The organism is Streptomyces sp. NPDC094147 (genome assembly GCF_044764265.1).
Lineage (GTDB): Bacteria > Actinomycetota > Actinomycetes > Streptomycetales > Streptomycetaceae > Streptomyces.
Genome location: NZ_JBIWHT010000009.1, coordinates 120152 through 136866 on the forward strand (window position 1 = coordinate 120152; position 16715 = coordinate 136866).

General features: G+C 70.5%; 16 protein-coding genes. 6 read left to right on the top strand and 10 right to left on the bottom strand.

Translation table 11 applies throughout. The annotated features are described in order from the left end of the window. Positions 1-85: 85 nt before the first annotated feature. Entirely contained in the window at positions 86-526 is a 441-nt protein-coding gene (locus tag ACIQ8J_RS16525) for a GNAT family N-acetyltransferase (RefSeq protein ID WP_403271455.1), read from the bottom strand. 262 nt (positions 527-788) lie between these two features. On the opposite strand from ACIQ8J_RS16525, the gene ACIQ8J_RS16530 reads away from it, so the two are divergent. Then, entirely contained in the window at positions 789-1556 is a 768-nt protein-coding gene (locus ACIQ8J_RS16530) for a LuxR C-terminal-related transcriptional regulator (RefSeq protein WP_403271457.1), read from the top strand. Here the strand turns inward: ACIQ8J_RS16530 and ACIQ8J_RS16535 are convergent. Continuing rightward, positions 1515-2012 (bottom strand): MarR family winged helix-turn-helix transcriptional regulator, encoded by a 498-nt coding sequence (locus tag ACIQ8J_RS16535; RefSeq protein ID WP_403271459.1) that lies wholly within the window; start codon positions 2010-2012, stop codon positions 1515-1517. The two genes, ACIQ8J_RS16530 and ACIQ8J_RS16535, sit on opposite strands and share 42 nt — an antisense overlap. 131 nt (positions 2013-2143) lie before the next feature. On the opposite strand from ACIQ8J_RS16535, the gene ACIQ8J_RS16540 reads away from it, so the two are divergent. Both ACIQ8J_RS16540 and ACIQ8J_RS16545 read left to right on the top strand, forming a co-directional pair. Beyond that, entirely contained in the window at positions 2144-2998 is an 855-nt protein-coding gene (locus tag ACIQ8J_RS16540; RefSeq protein WP_403271461.1) for a trans-aconitate 2-methyltransferase, read from the top strand. A gap of 4 nt (positions 2999-3002) precedes the next feature. Beyond that, entirely contained in the window at positions 3003-3365 is a 363-nt protein-coding gene (locus tag ACIQ8J_RS16545; protein ID WP_403271463.1) for a VOC family protein, read from the top strand. A gap of 61 nt (positions 3366-3426) precedes the next feature. Here the strand turns inward: ACIQ8J_RS16545 and ACIQ8J_RS16550 are convergent, their stop codons facing one another. The 3 genes from ACIQ8J_RS16550 to ACIQ8J_RS16560 form a co-directional block, all read right to left on the bottom strand. Then, a complete protein-coding gene (locus ACIQ8J_RS16550; protein WP_403271465.1) occupies positions 3427-5145 on the bottom strand; it encodes an FG-GAP repeat domain-containing protein in 1719 nt (572 codons plus the stop codon). Positions 5146-5386: 241 nt separating this feature from the next. Further along, the gene (locus ACIQ8J_RS16555; protein ID WP_403271467.1) at positions 5387-6118 is read right to left on the bottom strand and encodes a TetR family transcriptional regulator; all 732 of its coding nucleotides are present in this window, start codon (positions 6116-6118) and stop codon (positions 5387-5389) included. Then, positions 6115-7110: an acyl-CoA desaturase gene (locus tag ACIQ8J_RS16560; protein ID WP_403271469.1), complete on the bottom strand. Its 996-nt coding sequence runs from the start codon at positions 7108-7110 to the stop codon at positions 6115-6117. Before ACIQ8J_RS16560 ends, ACIQ8J_RS16555 begins: the two co-directional genes overlap by 4 nt. 218 nt (positions 7111-7328) lie before the next feature. Here ACIQ8J_RS16560 and ppc point away from each other — a divergent pair, with 218 nt between their 5' ends. Next, on the top strand, positions 7329-10058 hold the full coding sequence (gene ppc, locus ACIQ8J_RS16565; RefSeq protein WP_403271471.1) for a phosphoenolpyruvate carboxylase: 2730 nt from the start codon (positions 7329-7331) through the stop codon (positions 10056-10058). A gap of 114 nt (positions 10059-10172) precedes the next feature. Here ppc and ACIQ8J_RS16570 read toward each other — a convergent pair whose 3' ends face one another. From ACIQ8J_RS16570 to ACIQ8J_RS16580, 3 genes are all read right to left on the bottom strand, one after another. Beyond that, complete coding sequence (locus ACIQ8J_RS16570; RefSeq protein ID WP_403271473.1) at positions 10173-10640, bottom strand: hypothetical protein; 468 nt, start codon at positions 10638-10640, stop codon at positions 10173-10175. Between the two features lie 64 nt (positions 10641-10704). Further along, positions 10705-11298, bottom strand: a complete 594-nt coding sequence (gene pth / locus ACIQ8J_RS16575) for an aminoacyl-tRNA hydrolase (protein ID WP_403271475.1) — start codon at positions 11296-11298, stop codon at positions 10705-10707. A 148-nt stretch (positions 11299-11446) separates the two neighbouring features. Next, complete coding sequence (locus ACIQ8J_RS16580; protein WP_403271477.1) at positions 11447-12034, bottom strand: 50S ribosomal protein L25/general stress protein Ctc; 588 nt, start codon at positions 12032-12034, stop codon at positions 11447-11449. 225 nt (positions 12035-12259) lie between these two features. Between ACIQ8J_RS16580 and ACIQ8J_RS16585 the strand changes: the two genes are divergently transcribed. Beyond that, the gene (locus ACIQ8J_RS16585) at positions 12260-13210 is read left to right on the top strand and encodes a LysR family transcriptional regulator (protein ID WP_403271479.1); all 951 of its coding nucleotides are present in this window, start codon (positions 12260-12262) and stop codon (positions 13208-13210) included. After that, positions 13207-14103, top strand: coding sequence for a serine hydrolase (locus ACIQ8J_RS16590; RefSeq protein ID WP_403271481.1), 897 nt, complete (start codon positions 13207-13209; stop codon positions 14101-14103). The genes ACIQ8J_RS16585 and ACIQ8J_RS16590 overlap by 4 nt, the downstream gene beginning before the upstream one ends. Before the next feature lie 57 nt (positions 14104-14160). Here the strand turns inward: ACIQ8J_RS16590 and ACIQ8J_RS16595 are convergent, their stop codons facing one another. Together ACIQ8J_RS16595 and glmU are read right to left on the bottom strand one after the other, a co-directional pair. Beyond that, positions 14161-15135 (bottom strand): ribose-phosphate diphosphokinase, encoded by a 975-nt coding sequence (locus ACIQ8J_RS16595; RefSeq protein WP_053725021.1) that lies wholly within the window; start codon positions 15133-15135, stop codon positions 14161-14163. A 117-nt stretch (positions 15136-15252) separates the two neighbouring features. Beyond that, a complete protein-coding gene (glmU, locus tag ACIQ8J_RS16600; RefSeq protein WP_403271483.1) occupies positions 15253-16701 on the bottom strand; it encodes a bifunctional UDP-N-acetylglucosamine diphosphorylase/glucosamine-1-phosphate N-acetyltransferase GlmU in 1449 nt (482 codons plus the stop codon). Positions 16702-16715: the final 14 nt, after the last annotated feature.

A 16715-nucleotide genomic window follows, 5' to 3' on the forward strand; every position in this document is an offset into this window, starting at 1 on the left:
CCGAGCCATTCAACCCCGCGCAACGGGATGGGGGTCCCCCCTGCTCCTCAAGAGCTTGGGGGAGGGTGGGAAAACGCCCCCCCGCTCACCCCAGCCGCTTCGTCAGGGTGAACTCCGTAACCCCCGGAGGATAGTCCGGCACCACCCCCACCACTTCGTACCCCCGCTTGCGGTAGAAGCCCGGCGCCTGGAAGTCCCACGTTTCGAGGCGGGCGTGCCCGCAGCCCCGCTCGGCGCGGGCCAACTCCTCGGCGCGGGTGAGCAGCCGGGTGCCGAGCCCCGCCGTGCGCAGCGCGCCCAAGACCCACAGCAGGTCGATGTGGAGCCACCCTGCCCAGGTGCGCCCGGTCAGCCCCCCGACCAGCTCGCCGGCGTCGTCCAACGCCCAGACGTGCAGCGGGACTTCCCTCTCGCCCGGCCCGCGCAGGGCACGCAGCACGGGCGAGCGCTCGGTGTTGGTGTCGCGCAGCCGCCGCGTGAGCAGCGCCTGGCGGTCCTTGTCCACTTCCGTCTCGATACGAACCATGGAACTCACCCTAAACATCCGCACACGCCCCGTAGCGGTCCGGATGCCATCAGTTCTGCAAAGTGCCTTCCGCTCGCGGCCCACGGCCCTACGCTGATGCACAGCACCGGTGGGGGCCGGTGTTGATCAGGGGGCGAGACAGTCGGGTACGTCGCCCGGGGTGGGGTAGTACTCAGTGCACGGCGGCGGCCGTGCGACTGCGGTGACCCGGCTCCGGGCGCCGTACCCGTACCGGTCCGTCCCCCGACCCTGGGGGTGTCACTTGGTACGTGTCCGAGTTCTCGTGGTGGACGACCATCGCATCTTCGCCGAGTCGCTCGCCGCGGCCCTGGCCGCCGAGCCCGACGTGGATGTCGCCGCGGCCGGCAGCGGTCCCGCCGCGCTGCGCTGCCTGGAGCGGGGCGCCGCCGACGGCCGCAGATTCGATGTGATGCTCGTGGACGCGGACTTGGGGACATCGGCGGCGGTGCCGGTGGCCCGCGCGGTGCCCGATGGCGGCGGCGCGGAGGGCCTGGTGGACGGCATCTCGCTGGTCGCGGGCGTGCGTTCGGGCCAGCCCGCGGTGCGTACCGTCGTACTCGCCGAGAAGGACGACCCGCGCCGCGCAGCCCTCGCCCTGCAGGCCGGGGCGTGCGGCTGGGTCGCCAAGGACTGCTCGCTGCAACGGCTGCTCGCCGTCATCCGGGGCGTACTGCGCGACGAGACGCATCTGCCGCCCGCGCTGCTCACGGGCGTACTGCGGGAGCTGACCGCCGCGCGCAAGCACCGTACAGAGTCCGAGCGGCTGGTGGAGTCGCTGACGCCGCGCGAGCGCGAGGTGCTGCGCTGCATGGTGGCCGGGCTCGGCCGCAAGGCGGTCGCCGAGCGGCTGTTCCTGTCGCCGCACACGGTGCGCACCCACATGCAGAACGTGCTGGGCAAGCTGGGTGTGCACTCCACGCTCGCGGCCGTCGCGCTGGCCCGCCGGGCCGGGGTGGGGCCGGTCGACCTAGCCGGGGATGTTGTCGAACGGGGCGGTCAACTGGCGTAGCAGCGCGGCCAGTTCGCCGCGCTGGTGGCGGCTGAGCTGGGCGAGGATGGCGCGTTCCTGCTCCAGGAGCCCGGCGAGCGCCTGGTCGGCCCGGTCGCGCCCCTCGGGCGTGAGCCGGACCAGCACCCCGCGCCGGTCGCTGGGGTCGGGCAGCCGCTCGACCAGGCCCTTCTTGGCGAGCCGGTCGATGCGGTTGGTCATCGTGCCCGAGGTGACCAGGGTCTGGGTCAGGAGCTGCCCGGGGGAGAGCTGATAGGGGGCGCCCGCGCGCCGCAGCGACGTCAGTACGTCGAACTCCCAGGGCTCCAGGTTGTGCTCGGCGAACGCGATCCTGCGGGCCCGGTCGAGATGGCGGGCGAGCCTGCTGACACGGCTGAGCACCTCGAGCGGTTCCACGTCGAGGTCCGGGCGCTCGCGGCGCCATGCTGCGACCAGTCGGTCGACCTCGTCCTCCATGACGATCAGTGTAGAGGGTCTGTCGACATGAAGTCTCTTGACGTCAAGATATATATCGAGCCACCATTGGGCAGGGAGGGGCCGGGACCCTGTTCCGATTCGGCCAGCCGTACCTGCAAGGGGGCTCGAACATGTATTCCGAACCACTGTCGCCCGCACCGTCACCGGGGCCGCCGGTCTGGGACCCGCAGCAGTACCTGCGGCACGCCGGCCACCGCACCCGGCCGTTTCTCGACCTGCTCACCCGCGTACCCGAACTCCCCGCGGCCGGCGGCCTCTCGCCCCGGATCGCCGACCTCGGCTGCGGCCCCGGCAACGTCACCGTCCACCTCGCCGACCGCTGGCCCGACGCCCGCATCACCGGCTTCGACCTGTCTCCGCAGATGCTCGCCCAGGCCGAAAAGGACCACGGCGGCACCACCACGGGCGGCGGCTGGCTCGACTTCCAACTCGCCGACGCCGCGCACTGGGTGCCCACCGAGCCGTACGACCTGATCGTCTCGAACGCGGCCCTGCAATGGGTCCCCAACCATCCCGAGTCGTTCCCCGCCTGGATCGACGGCCTCGCCCCCGGCGGCACCTTCGCCTTCCAGGTGCCCGGGAATTTCACTTCGCCCAGCCACGCCATCCTCGCCGAGATCTGCGAATCCCCGCGCTGGCGCACCCGCCTCACTGACCACGGCCGCCGCTATGTCCACATCCTCGAACCCGCCGACTACCTCACCCGGCTCTCCGACCTCGGCTGCGAGACCGATGTCTGGGAGACCGTCTACTGCCAGTTGCTCACCGGCCAGGACCCGGTCCTCGACTGGGTGAAGGGCACGGCCCTGCGCCCCGTGCTCACCGCCCTCGACGGGGACCAGCCGGCCATCGCCGCCTTCCTCGCCGAATACCGCGACCGGCTCCGCGAGGCCTATCCGCCGGGCCCGCACGGCACCGTCTTCCCGTTCCGCCGCATCTTCGCCGTAGCCAGAAAGAAGGACTGACCCCATGCTCGCCACCGTCGACCATGTCCAGCTCGCCGCCCCGCCGGGCAGCGAACCGCAGTTGAGGACGTACTACGAGGACGTGCTCGGCATGACCGAGATCCCCAAGCCCCCGGCCCTCGCGGCCCGCGGCGGCTGCTGGTTCCAGTACGGTCCGGTCCAGCTCCACCTGGGCATCGAGGCCGACTTCCGCCCGGCGAAGAAGGCCCACCCGGGGCTGCGCGTCACCGAGATCGAGGCCTACGCCCGCCGCCTGGAGGAGCGCGGCGCGAAGGTCGTCTGGGACGACAACCTGCCGGGGCACCTGCGGTTCTACTCCGAGGACCCGGTCGGAAACCGGCTGGAGTTCCTGGCGCCGGTGGCGTGAAACGGCAGTGCCCTGCCCCCGCTGAGGCGGGGACAGGGCACTGGGTGCTGCCGGTGGCGGCCTAGTAGATGCCGTACTTGTACGTGTCCCAGCCGAAGCCGATCTTCACCCGGCTCTTGAAGCCGCCGTAGCCGTCGGCGTCGTAGCGCCAGAGGTCGCCGGAGGAGTCCACCGCGACCAGGTCGGAGCGGCCGTCGCCGGTCAGGTCACCGGGAGCCGCGATCTTGCCGGCGTCGTACATGTCCCAGCCGGTGCCGATCTTCACCCGGCTCTTGAACGGGGCCTTCGCGTCGCCGGTGCCGGCGTAGAGGTACAGCTCGCCGCTCGGCGTACGGGCCAGCAGGTCGGGCACGCCGTCGCCGTTGACGTCCCCGGCGCCGAAGAGCTTGTCGTAGATGTTCCAGCCACCGCCGACGTCGATGCGCGAAGCGACGCCGGTGGCCCGGCCGTCGCCCGGGTACAGGTACAGGTGGCTGTTGCCGCCCTGGCGGGCCAGCAGGTCGCCGTTGCCGTCACCGGTCAGGTCGCCGACGCCGATGACGGTGTTGTAGATGTTCCAGCCGCCGCCCAGGTCGTTCTGGTTGACGTACAGCTCACCGCCGGAGGTGACCTCCAGCATGCTGCCCCAGCGGGACGACTGGCTCAGCGAGGACGGCAGGGAGATGTAGTGCGCCCCGTCCCAGCCGCCCGGGATGCCGGCGTGGGCGGGCGACAGATAGCCGTCGCCCTGGCCCCAGTAGGACGACAGCGTCCCCGTCGCGTCAAGGCCCACCAGGTCGTTCTTGCCGTACGACGGGTTGCCGCCGGAGGGGAACAGCTGGGCGCCCTGCCAGCCCTTGCCCACCGGGGTACGGGGCTTCAGACCGCCGTGGCCGTCCGAGGCGTAGAACCAGAGCTTGCCGGAGGCGTCGCGGCCGGCGAGGTCGCCGAAGCCGTCGCCGTTCTGGTCGTCCAGCGCGACGATCTGGTTGTAGATGTTCCAGTCGGTGCCGACCTTCACACCGGCGGCCAGCGGGGCGGCGGGGTTGCCGGTGCTCGCGTAGAAGTACAGGTCGCCGTTGGGCGTACGGCCGTAGACATCGCCCAGGCCGTCGCCGTTCACGTCGTTCGCGCCGACAATCTGGTCGAACATGTTCCAGTTGGTGCCGATCTTCCGGCCCGGCGCGAACGGCGCGGACAGGTCCCCGGTGCCCGCGTACAGGTAGAGGTCGCCGCTCGGCGTACGGGCCATCAGGTCGGGCTTGCCGTCGCCGGTGACGTCGCCGACCGCGATGACCTTGTTGTACATGTTCCAGCCGGAGCCGGACCAGCTGCCGGGGCCGATGCCGGCGCTGGTGACGTCGGCGTGCAGCGTCAGAACCCCGGCCGGGGACAGGTCGAGCACCTCGGGAGCGGAGCCGCCGCCCAGGTCGCCGGGGAGGATGAGGTCCTTGTAGGCGCCCAGGCTGTTCGCGAACTCCGGGTTCTTCGTGCCGCTCCAGTCCTCCGCGTACAGCTTGTCGTTGGGCTCGCGGGCGAGCAGGTAGGAGTAGCCCTTGCCGCCCACGTCGAAGCGGGGCTTCGCCCGGACGGTGCCGCCTGCGGCCAGGGCGCGCGGCGCCTTGCGGGTGGCCGTCTGGTGCGGCAGGGTCGCCGACGCGGAGGCGGCGGGCTGGGGCGCGGCCGGGGCCGGCGCGTGCGGGGCGGGGCCGGCCGCCACGGCCGGAGCGGCGAGCAGCACGCCCGCCGACAGGACCAGGGCGGCGCAGGCCGCGAGGCGGCTCGCGCGCTGGGTGCGCACAGCGGACAAAATTCCCCCCATGGGAATGAAGCGGATGGCGCCGGAGGGAATGGGTTCGCTGCGTATTCGTCGTCGCATGGGCGCGCAGAAATAAGGCGCGGCACAGGCCGTGGCGGCACAACGGGCCGACGCGGACTCAGGCACGCGAGGAATGGCGAAAATCCCCCCCGGGATTGCCTGTGAAGACTACAGGCGATTCTTGTGCAGTTGAAGTGAAAATTAAGCCGGTGCGCGGCGGCGGTCAGCTTTTGCGATGGCCTATCAAGCGCGGTTTCGCCTCAAGACCGTCCAAACCGTGCCAGGCCAGATTCACCAGGTGCGCCGCGACTTCCGCCTTCTTGGGCTTGCGTACGTCCAGCCACCACTGGCCGGTCAGCGCCACCATGCCGACCAGCGCCTGCGCGTACAGCGGTGCCAGTTTCGCGTCGAAGCCGCGGGCCTTGAACTCCAGGCCCAGAATGTCCTCGACCTGCGTGGCGATGTCGGAGATGAGCGAGGCGAAGGTGCCGGTCGACTGGGCGACGGGGGAGTCCCGCACCAGAATGCGGAACCCGTCCGTATTCGTCTCGATGTAGTCGAGCAGGGCGAATGCCGCCTGCTCCAGGAGTTCCCGCGGATGGCCCGCGGTCAGCGCGCCCGTCACGAGGTCCAGCAGCGACCGCATTTCCCGGTCCACCACCACCGCGTACAGGCCCTCCTTGCCGCCGAAGTGCTCGTACACCACCGGCTTGGAGACGCCTGCCTTCGCCGCGATCTCCTCGACCGACGTCCCCTCGAAACCCCGCTCCGCGAACAGCGTGCGACCGATGTCCAGCAATTGCTCCCGCCGCTCGGCCCCGGTCATCCGGGTCCGGCGGGTACGCCTCGGCTTCTCGGCGGGGCCGGGCGTGCCGGCCGCGCCTGCGGAGCGGGAGGAACCAGTGGTGCTGGTGGTACGGGTGGTGCTGGAGTCGGTCGCCACGTCGTCCATCATGCCGCCTCGGCGGCCTTCTCCTTGCGCCGGGACCGGGGCCCCTCGTTCCGCTTGGATTCCAGCCGGGCCGCGCTCGGCCAGCGCACGTCGTACGCCAGACCCAGCTGCTCGCACCAGCGGATGATGCGGGCACTGGAGTCGATCTGCCCCCGCATCACACCGTGCCGGGCCGACGTCGGGTCCGCGTGGTGCAGGTTGTGCCAGGATTCCCCGCACGACAGCACCGCCAGCCACCACACATTGCCGCTGCGGTCACGGGACTTGAAGGGGCGCTTGCCCACCGCGTGGCAGATCGAGTTGATCGACCACGTCACGTGGTGCAGCAGCGCCACCCGCACCAGCGAGCCCCAGAAGAACGCCGTGAACGCCCCCCACCACGTCCAGGTCACCAGACCGCCCACCAGCGGCGGGATCGCCAGCGACAGCGCCGTCCAGTAGACGAAGTCGCGCGAGACGCGGCGGATCGCCGGATCGGCCAGGAGATCGGGCGCGTACTTCTCCTGCGAGGTCTGCTCCTCGTCGAACATCCAGGCGATGTGCGCCCACCACAGGCCCTTCATCAGGGCGGGCAGCGTCTCGCCGAAACGCCACGGCGAATGCGGATCGCCCTCGGCGTCCGAGAACTTGTGGTGCCGGCGGTGATCGGCCACCCAGCGCACCAGCGGGCCCTCCACCGCCATCGAACCCGCCACCGCGAGCGCGATCCGCAGCGGGCGCTTCGCCTTGAACGAACCATGCGTGAAATAGCGGTGGAAACCGATCGTGACGCCGTGGCAGCCCAGGTAGTACATGAAGACGAGCAGACCCAGGTCGAGCCAGCTCACCCCCCAGCCCCAGGCGAGCGGCACCGCCGCGAGCAGAGCGAGGAACGGCACGGTGATGAAGAGCAGCAGGGCGATCTGTTCGATGGAGCGTTTGCTCTCGCCGCCCAGCGTCGCGGACGGCTGGGGAGGTCCGTCCGGCGACTTGAGCAGATCGGGAGGGGTGGTCATGGGGAGTACCCCCGGCAGGGTGAGGAAAAGGAGCGGAGACGCCAGGCTACGGGTGCGTAACCTACGGCAACGTAAGTATGGCAGCGCCGTCGCGCGGGACAAGAGCCCGTGGACGGCGGGGCGTGGGCGGACACCTATCCTGGGTCTCGTCGGACAGCGCGGTCCGCAGCCTCCAGTACCCCTCCAGACGTGCTCAAACACTGCAAGGAGCCGCACCTGTGAGCAGTGCCGACCAGACTCCCGCCGCCAGCAACGAGCTGCGCGCCGACATCCGCCGACTGGGTGACCTCCTGGGCGAGACCCTCGTCCGACAGGAGGGCCCCGAGCTCCTGGAGCTCGTCGAGCGGGTCCGCGCCCTCACCCGGACCGACGGCGAAGCCGCCGCCGAACTGCTCGGCGGCACCGAAGTGGAGACCGCCGCCAAGCTGGTGCGCGCCTTCTCCACCTACTTCCACCTCGCGAACGTCACCGAGCAGGTCCACCGGGGCCGCGAACTGCGCGCCCACCGCGCCGCCGAGGGCGGGCTGCTCGCCCGCACCGCCGACATGCTCAAGGACGGCGACCCCGAACACGTCCGCCAGAGCGTCAAGAACCTCAACGTCCGGCCGGTCTTCACCGCCCACCCCACCGAGGCCGCCCGCCGCTCCGTACTCAACAAGCTGCGCCGCATCGCCGAGCTCCTGGAAACCCCGGTCATCGAGTCCGACCGGCGCCGCCACGACCTGCGGCTCGCCGAGAACATCGACCTGATCTGGCAGACCGACGAGCTGCGCGTCGTACGCCCCGAACCGGCCGACGAGGCCCGCAACGCCATCTACTACCTCGACGAGCTCCACGCGGGCGCCGTCGGCGACGTCCTCGAAGACCTCGCCGCCGAACTGGAGCGGGTCGGCATCGACCTGCCCGCCGGCACCCGCCCGCTCACCTTCGGCACCTGGATCGGCGGCGACCGCGACGGCAACCCCAACGTGACCCCGGCGGTCACCTGGGAGGTGCTGATCCTCCAGCACGAGCACGGCATCAACGACGCGCTCGAAATGATCGACTTCCTGCGCGGACTGCTCTCCAACTCCATCCGCTACGCGGGCGCCACCGACGAGCTGCTCGCCTCGCTCCAGGCCGACCTCGAAGCGCTGCCCGAGATCAGCCCCCGCTACAAGCGCCTCAACGCGGAGGAGCCCTACCGCCTCAAGGCGACCGCGATCCGCCAGAAGCTCGTCCACACCAAGGACCGCCTTGCCAGGGGCACCGGTCACCAGGTGGGCCGCGACTACCTCGGCACCGCCGAGCTCATCGCCGACCTCACCCTCATCCAGACCTCGCTGCGCGAACACCGCGGCGCGCTGTTCGCCGACGGCCGCATGGACCGCACCATTCGGACCCTGTCCGCGTTCGGCCTCCAGCTCGCCACCATGGACGTACGCGAACACGCGGACGCCCACCACCACGCGCTCGGCCAGCTCTTCGACCGGCTCGGCGAGGAGTCCTGGCGGTACACGGACATGCCGCGCGACTACCGGCAGAAGCTCCTCGCCAAGGAGCTCCGCTCCCGCCGCCCGCTCGCCCCCACCCCCGCCCCGCTGGACGCGGCCGGACACAAGACCCTCGGCGTGTTCGCCACCGTCAAGGAAGCCTTCGAGCGGTTCGGCCCCGAGGTCATCGAGTCGTACATCATCTCCATGTGCCAGGGCGCCGACGACGTCTTCGCGGCGGCCGTGCTGGCCCGCGAGGCCGGACTCGTCGACCTGCACGGCGGCTGGGCCAAGATCGGCATCGTGCCGCTCCTGGAGACCACCGACGAACTCCGCGCCGCCGACGTCATCCTCGACGACATGCTGGCCGACCCGTCCTACCGGCGCCTGGTCTCGCTGCGCGGCGACGTCCAGGAGGTCATGCTCGGCTACTCCGACTCCTCCAAGTTCGGCGGCATCACCACCAGCCAGTGGGAGATCCACCGGGCGCAGCGCCGGCTGCGCGACGTCGCCCACCGCTACGGCGTGCGCCTGCGCCTCTTCCACGGCCGCGGCGGCACCGTCGGCCGCGGCGGCGGCCCCTCCCACGACGCCATCCTCGCCCAGCCCTGGGGCACCCTGGAGGGCGAGATCAAGGTGACCGAGCAGGGCGAGGTCATCTCCGACAAGTACCTCATCCCGTCGCTGGCCAGGGAGAACCTGGAACTCACCGTCGCGGCCACCCTCCAGGCCTCCGCCCTGCACACCGCGCCCCGCCAGTCCGACGAGGCGCTGGCCCGCTGGGACGCCGCGATGGACACCGTGTCCGAGGCGGCACACGGGGCGTACCGCAAGCTGGTCGAGGACCCCGACCTGCCCGCGTACTTCTTCGCCTCCACGCCCGTCGACCAGCTCGCCGAACTGCACCTCGGCTCGCGGCCCTCGCGCCGCCCCGACTCGGGCGCGGGCCTCGACGGGCTGCGCGCGATCCCCTGGGTGTTCGGCTGGACCCAGTCCCGCCAGATCGTGCCCGGCTGGTACGGAGTCGGCTCCGGGCTTCGCGCACTGCGCGAGGCCGGGCTCGACACCGTGCTCGACGAGATGAGCGAGCACTGGCACTTCTTCCAGAACTTCATCTCCAACGTCGAGATGACGCTCGCGAAGACCGATCTGCGGATCGCCCGCCACTACGTCGACACGCTCGTCCCCGCCGAACTCCAGCACGTCTTCGCCGACATCGAGGCGGAGCACGAGCTGACGGTGCGGGAGGTCCTGCGGGTCACGGGGCGCTCCGAACTGCTCGGCGCGCATCCGGTGCTCCAGCAGACCTTCGCGATCCGCGACGCGTACCTGGACCCCATCTCCTACCTCCAGGTCGCCCTGCTGGCCCGGCAGCGCTCGGCCGCCGAGCGGGGTGAGGATCCGGATCCGCTGCTGTCGCGGGCGCTGCTCCTCACGGTGAACGGGGTGGCGGCGGGGCTGCGCAACACGGGCTGAGTCCCCGGTGCGGGCCGGTGGGTCCGGGGCTGAGCCCCGGACCCCGCTCCTCACATTCCCCCAAGGCCTCAAGGGCCAGGGAGGGACCCCCGTGAGAGGCCGGGTCTTCGCTGCCTACAGCGCGATGAACGTCGCCGCCATCAGCGCCGCGCCCGCGAACCCCACCGCCCACGCCGTGCGGGTCAGGCGCAGGCCGCCGCCGATGATCAGGGCCGCGAGCAGCAGCGCGCCGGCCAGCGGGAGCCAGGCGTACAGGATGCCCGCCGTGTCGCTGCGTACCGCCTCGTCGGTGCCCGGTTTGACGACCACCGCCAGGTGCTCGCCCCGCCGGGCCGCGACCGACTCGGTGATCGTCATGCGCGGGTGCGGCGGCGAGCCCGCCGAGGGCTGGTAGCGGCCGGTGCACACGTCGCCCGCGCACTGCGCCACCGCCAGCGTCCCGTGGTCGCGGCCCTTCGCGAGGACCACGTGCTGGGCGGTGCCCCACGACGACCAGACCCCGGCGACCAGGAGCAGCGCGGCGACCAGGGCCATCGCGGCCCGCCGCACATAGAGAAGGAAGGTTCGGCTCCGCTTCGTCATGGGGTGCGATCCTGACGCGTACGGACGCGCTCGGTCAACCTCTCCCCAGTGGTTGGGGGGGGTGTCAGGAGTTGTACGTCGACTGCGCCCGCTCCAGGCCCTCGATGACCAGAGCCTCGGCCGCATCGGCCGCCCGGTCCACGAAGTAGCCGAGCTCCTTGCGCTCCGTCGAGGAGAAATCCTTCAGGACGAAGTCCGCCACCTGCATCCGCCCCGGCGGCCGCCCGATCCCGAACCGCACCCGGTGGTAGTCCGCCCCCAGCGACTTGGTGATCGACTTCAGGCCGTTGTGCCCGTTGTCCCCACCGCCCAGCTTCAGCCTCAACACCCCGTAGTCGATGTCCAGTTCGTCGTGGACGGCCACGATGTTGGCCACCGGCACCTTGTAGAAGTCCCGCAGCGCCGTCACCGGACCGCCCGACAGGTTCATGTACGACATCGGCTTCGCCAGGACCACCCGCCGGTTGAACGGACCCGGCGGACCGATCCGCCCCTCCACCACCTGCGCCCGCGCCTTGTGCGCCTTGAACTTCCCGCCGATCCGCTCCGCGAGCAGGTCGGCCACCATGAACCCGACGTTGTGCCGGTTCGCGGCGTACTCCGGGCCGGGGTTGCCCAGGCCCACGATCAGCCAGGGTGCGTTCGCGTCGGTCGTCATGGGGGCTGCGTCTCCTCGGTCACGTACACAGTCGGTCACGTACGAAGGTCGGTTGCGTACACAGGAAAAAACGGGGCGGCGGGCCAAGTGTGGCCCGCCGCCCCGTCAAAGTCCGTGCCCGGCACGGAACTCAGGCAGAGCGCGCGGCTCAGGCCTCGGCGCCCTCGGCACCCTCGGCCTCGGCAGCCGGCTCCTCGGCCTGCGCGGCCAGGATCTGGATGACGACGGCCTCGGGGTCGGTGACCAGGGTGGTACCGGCCGGCAGCTTGACGTCCTTGGCGTGGATGGCGGCACCGGCCTCCAGGCCCGCGATGGACACGGTCACCGAGGTCGGGATGTGGGTGGCCTCGGCCTCGACGGACAGCGTGTTCAGCACGTTCTCGACCAGGAAGCTGCCCGGGGCCAGCTCGCCCTCGGTCTCCACGACAACCTCGACCGTGACCTTCTCGCCCTTCTTGACGAGCAGCAGGTCGACGTGGACCAGGTAACCCTTGATCGCGTCACGCTGGACGGCCTTCGGGATGGCGAGCTCGGTCTTGCCGTCGATGTCCAGGGACAGCAGGACGTTCGGCGTACGCAGCGCGAGCAGCAGGTCGTGGCCCGGCAGGGTCACGTGGACCGGCTCGGTGCCGTGACCGTAGATGACACCGGGAACCTTGTTCTCACGGCGGATGCTGCGGGCGGCGCCCTTGCCGAAGCTGGTACGGACGTCGGCGGCGAGCTTGACCTCGGACATGTGCACTCCTCGTAGAAAGTGATCCAGAAAACGTCGGTCACCCGGCCACGACTGGCCTGCTACGAAGAGCGCGTCGATAACGGACCGCCGTACCCCAGGTACGGCCTCCCTCGCCGAGCAACCTCCCCAGACTACCCGGCGAGCCCCCGACGGCCCAATTGGATCAACCACCGTCACCCGGGTATCGGATCCACCGCCATAGTCATTCGCCTATCCTTGCCGCTCATGGACCTGCTGCTGCACCTCAGGTACTTCCGCACCGTCGCCGAGGAACAGCACTTCGGCCGCGCCGCCGAACGCCTGCGCGTCGCCCAGCCCTCCCTCTCCCAGCGCATCCAGCGCCTGGAACGCGAACTCGGCGTCCGCCTCTTCGACCGGGGCCGCACCGGCGCCACCCTCACCCCCGCAGGCCGCCTCGTCCTCGCCGAGACCGACCCCCTCCTCGACGCCGCCGACCGGCTCCGCACCCTCGTCACCCGCGTCCAGGGCGGCGCCGCCGGCACCCTGCGCGCAGCCGTCCCGCCCCAGCTCGGCGGCGCCACCGTCGCCGCCCTCCTCACCGCCTACCGCCGGCGCAGCCCCGGCGGCGCACTCGACCTCCGCGAACTCACCACCGCCGACCAGAGAGCCGAACTCACCGCAGGCACCCTCGACGCCGGCATCGTCCGCCACCCTTGCCCCACCACCGGACTCGGCTTCGGGCCCCAACTCCACCAGCCACTCGGCGCCCTCCTCGCCGACGAAGACCCCCTCGCCCAGCACACCGAGATCGACGTACGCCAACTCGACGGCCGCGAACTCGTCCTCTTCCCCCGCCACACCGCCCCCGCCCTCCACGACGAAACCCTCACCGCCTGCGCCCGCCACGGCTGCACCCCCGCCGCCGTACGCGAAGTCGCCGGCCTCGAATTCACCCGCGCCCTCGTCCTGTCCGGCACCCACGTCGCAGCCCTCGTACCCGAGCCCCCACCCGAACCCGGCACCGTCTGGCGCCCCCTGCGCGCCAACCCCCTCACCTGGCGCACCTCCACCGCCTGGCCCGCCGGACGCGACGGACCCGCCGTCCGCCTGTTCACCGAAGCCGCCCACGAAGTACTGCGCGACCACGCAGGACTCATCCCCACCGCCACCCAGCGGCGCCTGTTCCCCCGCCCCGCATCGGAGTTCCCGCTGTGAACACCCACGTACGCAGCCGCATCACCGCAGCCTTCACCGACGCCGGAACCACCGGAGCGCTCTGCGCCACCGACATCGACACCGGCGCCCACATCACCCTCGCCGCCGACACCCCCGTCTCCACCGCCAGCGTCCACAAGCTCTGCCTCATCACCACGCTCTACCGCGAAGCCGCCGCCGGCCGCATCGACCCCACCACCCCCGTCGACATCCCCGCAGCAGCCCGCGCCCCCGGACCCACCGGCCTCGCCGTCATGCGCGACGCCGCCCGCCTCTCCCTGCGCGACCTCGCCTCCCTCGCCGTCGCCGTCAGCGACAACGCCGCCGCCGACATCCTCTGGGCCCACCTCGGCCTCGACACCGTCAACGCCACCATGACCGCCCTCGGACTGCGCCGCACCATCGCCGTCCACAACCAGGCCACCCTGTACGCCACCATGGTCACCGACACCGGCGAAACCGGCCCCGCGGCCCTCGTCGACCCCGCCGCCGTCGCCCGCCTCACCGCCCTCGACCCCGCCCGCACCAACCGCTCCACCCCCAGAGAGATCGCCGCACTGCTCACCGCCGTCTGGCGCGACGAAGCCTGCGGCGGCGCCTGGGGCGAGGAACTGCGCGCCGTCCTCGGCGTCCAGGCCTGGAGCCACCGCCTCGCCTCCGGATTCCCCTACGACGACGTACGCGTCTGCGGCAAGACCGGCACCCTGCCCACCCTGCGCCACGAAGCCGGAGTGGTCGAATACCCCGACGGCGGGCGCTACGCCGTCGCCGTGTTCACCCGCGCCGCATCCACCGCCGCCACCCTGCCCGCAGCCGACGCCGCGATCGGCCGGGCCGCCAGAATCGCCGTCGACGCACTGCGCGCACCGGCACGAACCCGGACCCGGACATGAAGAAGGGGCCGCGCCCGGTGAACACCGGACGCGGCCCCAACTCCCTGCAACTACAAGCTAGTTCTCCTCGAAGAGACTCGTCACCGAGCCGTCCTCGAAGACCTCGCGCACCGCACGCGCGATCGACGGAGCGATCGACAGCACCGTGATCTTGTCGAGCTCCAGGTCCGACGGGTCCGGCAGCGTGTTCGTGAACACGAACTCGCTCACCTTGGAGTTCTTCAGACGGTCCGCAGCAGGACCCGACAGGATGCCGTGCGTGGCCGTCACGATGACGTCCTCCGCGCCGTGCGCGAACAGCGCGTCGGCGGCGGCGCAGATCGTGCCACCCGTGTCGATCATGTCGTCGACCAGTACGCAGACGCGGCCCTTCACATCACCGACGACCTCGTGGACCGTCACCGTGTTCGCGACGTCCTTGTCACGGCGCTTGTGGACGATCGCCAGCGGCGCGTCGAGCCGGTCGCACCAGCGGTCGGCGACCCGCACCCGGCCCGCGTCCGGAGACACGATCGTCAGCTTCGAGCGGTCGACCTTCGCACCCACGTAGTCCGCCAGGACCGGCAGCGCCGTCAGGTGGTCCACCGGACCGTCGAAGAAGCCCTGGATCTGGTCCGTGTGCAGATCGACGGTCAGGATCCGGTCCGCACCCGCCGTCTTCAGCAGATCGGCCACAAGCCGCGCCGAGATCGGCTCACGGCCCTTGTGCTTCTTGTCCTGACGGGCATAGCCGTACGACGGAACGATCACAGTGATCGATCGCGCCGACGCCCGCTTCAGAGCGTCGATCATGATCAACTGCTCCATGATCCACTTATTGATCGGAGCCGTGTGGCTCTGGATCAGGAAGCAGTCCGCACCACGGGCCGACTCCTGGAAACGAACGTAGATCTCACCGTTCGCAAAGTCGAAGGCCTTCGTCGGCACGAGGCCCACACCCAACTGGTGCGCAACCTCCTCGGCCAGCTCGGGGTGGGCGCGGCCGGAGAAGAGCATCAGCTTCTTCTCGCCGGTCGTCTTGATCCCGGTCACAGCACAGTCTCCTCAGACGTGTTCGATGCTGCTGCGCCCGCGCGGTCCCTTTCGCGGCGAGCCAGCCGAATATGTGCACCTATCACGGTACGCCGTGAAAGACGCACCCGAATCCGGTCAGTTCCCGCCACCCGACTGCTCGGCCGCAGCCTGAGCAGCCTGCGCGGCAGCACTCCCCGGACGCTTGCGCTCCACCCAACCCTCAATATTCCGCTGCTGGCCACGGGCAACAGCCAGCGAACCCGGCGGCACATCCTTCGTGATCACCGACCCCGCAGCGGTGTACGCACCGTCCCCCACTGTGACAGGAGCAACAAACATGTTGTCCGAACCCGTCTTGCAGTGCGAACCGATCGTCGTGTGGTGCTTGGCCTCACCGTCATAATTCACGAACACGCTGGCCGCACCGATATTGGTGTACTCACCGATCGTCGCGTCCCCGACATACGAGAGATGCGGAACCTTCGTCCCCTCCCCGATCGTCGCGTTCTTCGTCTCCACATACGTACCGATCTTGGCCTTCACACCCAGCCGCGTACCCGGCCGCAGATAGGCGTACGGACCGACCGTCGCACCCTCACCCACCTCCGAGTCGTACGACACCGCATTGTCGACACGCGCACCCCTACCGACAACAGTGTTCGTCAGACGCGAATTGGGACCCACCTCCGCACCCGAACCCACATGCGTGGAACCCAGCAACTGCGTCCCCGGATGCACCACCGCATCCTGCTCGAACGTCACCTGCACATCCACAAACGTCGTCGCCGGGTCGACCACCGTCACACCCGCCAACATCGCCCGCTCCAGCAGCCGGTCATTCAACAACCGACGCGCCTCCGCCAACTGCACCCGGTTGTTGATCCCCAGAATCTCCCGGAAATCCCCCGCCAGCGACGCCCCGACCCGATGCCCCGCCTCCCGCAGAATCCCCAGCACATCAGTCAGATACTCCTCACCCTGACTGTTGTCCGTCCGCACCTTGCCCAGCGCATCCGCAAGCAGCGCACCATCGAACGCGAACACCCCGGAATTGATCTCCCGGATCGCCCGCTGCGCCTCGCTCGCGTCCTTGTGCTCGACGATCGCGGTCACCGCACCGGAGACGTCGTCCCGCACGATGCGGCCGTAACCCGTCGAGTCGGCCACCTCGGCGGTCAGCACGGTGACGGCGTTGCCGTCCTCGTTGTGCGCCCGGGTCAGCTCGGCCAGCGTCGCACCCGTCAGCAGCGGCGTGTCACCGCACACCACCACGACCGTGCCCTCGATGGACTGGCCCAGCTCCTCCAGCGCCATCCGGACGGCGTGCCCCGTGCCGTTCTGCTCGTACTGGACCGCGGTACGCACCCCGGCGTCGATCGCGCCGAGGTGGGCGGAGACCTGCTCGCGGGCGTGGCCCACGACCACGACGAGGTGCTCGGGGTCCAGCTCACGAGAGGCTGCCACGACGTGGCCGACGAGCGAGCGCCCGCAGATCTCGTGCAGAACCTTGGGAGTGGCCGACTTCATGCGGGTGCCCTCACCCGCGGCGAGGACGACGACGGCGGCCGGGCGGGTTGCGCTCACGGAGGTGCCCTTCG

What these genes read in the sequence shown, in the direction of transcription:
- ACIQ8J_RS16545 (WP_403271463.1), top strand. Translation starts at nt 3,003, where the DNA reads ATGCTCGCCACCGTCGACCATGTCCAGCTCGCCGCCCCGCCGGGCAGC.
- ACIQ8J_RS16540 (WP_403271461.1), top strand. Translation starts at nt 2,144, where the DNA reads ATGTATTCCGAACCACTGTCGCCCGCACCGTCACCGGGGCCGCCGGTC.
- ACIQ8J_RS16580 (WP_403271477.1), bottom strand. Translation starts at nt 12,034, where the DNA reads ATGTCCGAGGTCAAGCTCGCCGCCGACGTCCGTACCAGCTTCGGCAAG.
- pth (WP_403271475.1), bottom strand. Translation starts at nt 11,298, where the DNA reads ATGACGACCGACGCGAACGCACCCTGGCTGATCGTGGGCCTGGGCAAC.
- ACIQ8J_RS16555 (WP_403271467.1), bottom strand. Translation starts at nt 6,118, where the DNA reads ATGATGGACGACGTGGCGACCGACTCCAGCACCACCCGTACCACCAGC.
- ACIQ8J_RS16585 (WP_403271479.1), top strand. Translation starts at nt 12,260, where the DNA reads ATGGACCTGCTGCTGCACCTCAGGTACTTCCGCACCGTCGCCGAGGAA.
- ACIQ8J_RS16570 (WP_403271473.1), bottom strand. Translation starts at nt 10,640, where the DNA reads ATGACGAAGCGGAGCCGAACCTTCCTTCTCTATGTGCGGCGGGCCGCG.
- ACIQ8J_RS16525 (WP_403271455.1), bottom strand. Translation starts at nt 526, where the DNA reads ATGGTTCGTATCGAGACGGAAGTGGACAAGGACCGCCAGGCGCTGCTC.
- ACIQ8J_RS16560 (WP_403271469.1), bottom strand. Translation starts at nt 7,110, where the DNA reads ATGACCACCCCTCCCGATCTGCTCAAGTCGCCGGACGGACCTCCCCAG.
- ACIQ8J_RS16535 (WP_403271459.1), bottom strand. Translation starts at nt 2,012, where the DNA reads ATGGAGGACGAGGTCGACCGACTGGTCGCAGCATGGCGCCGCGAGCGC.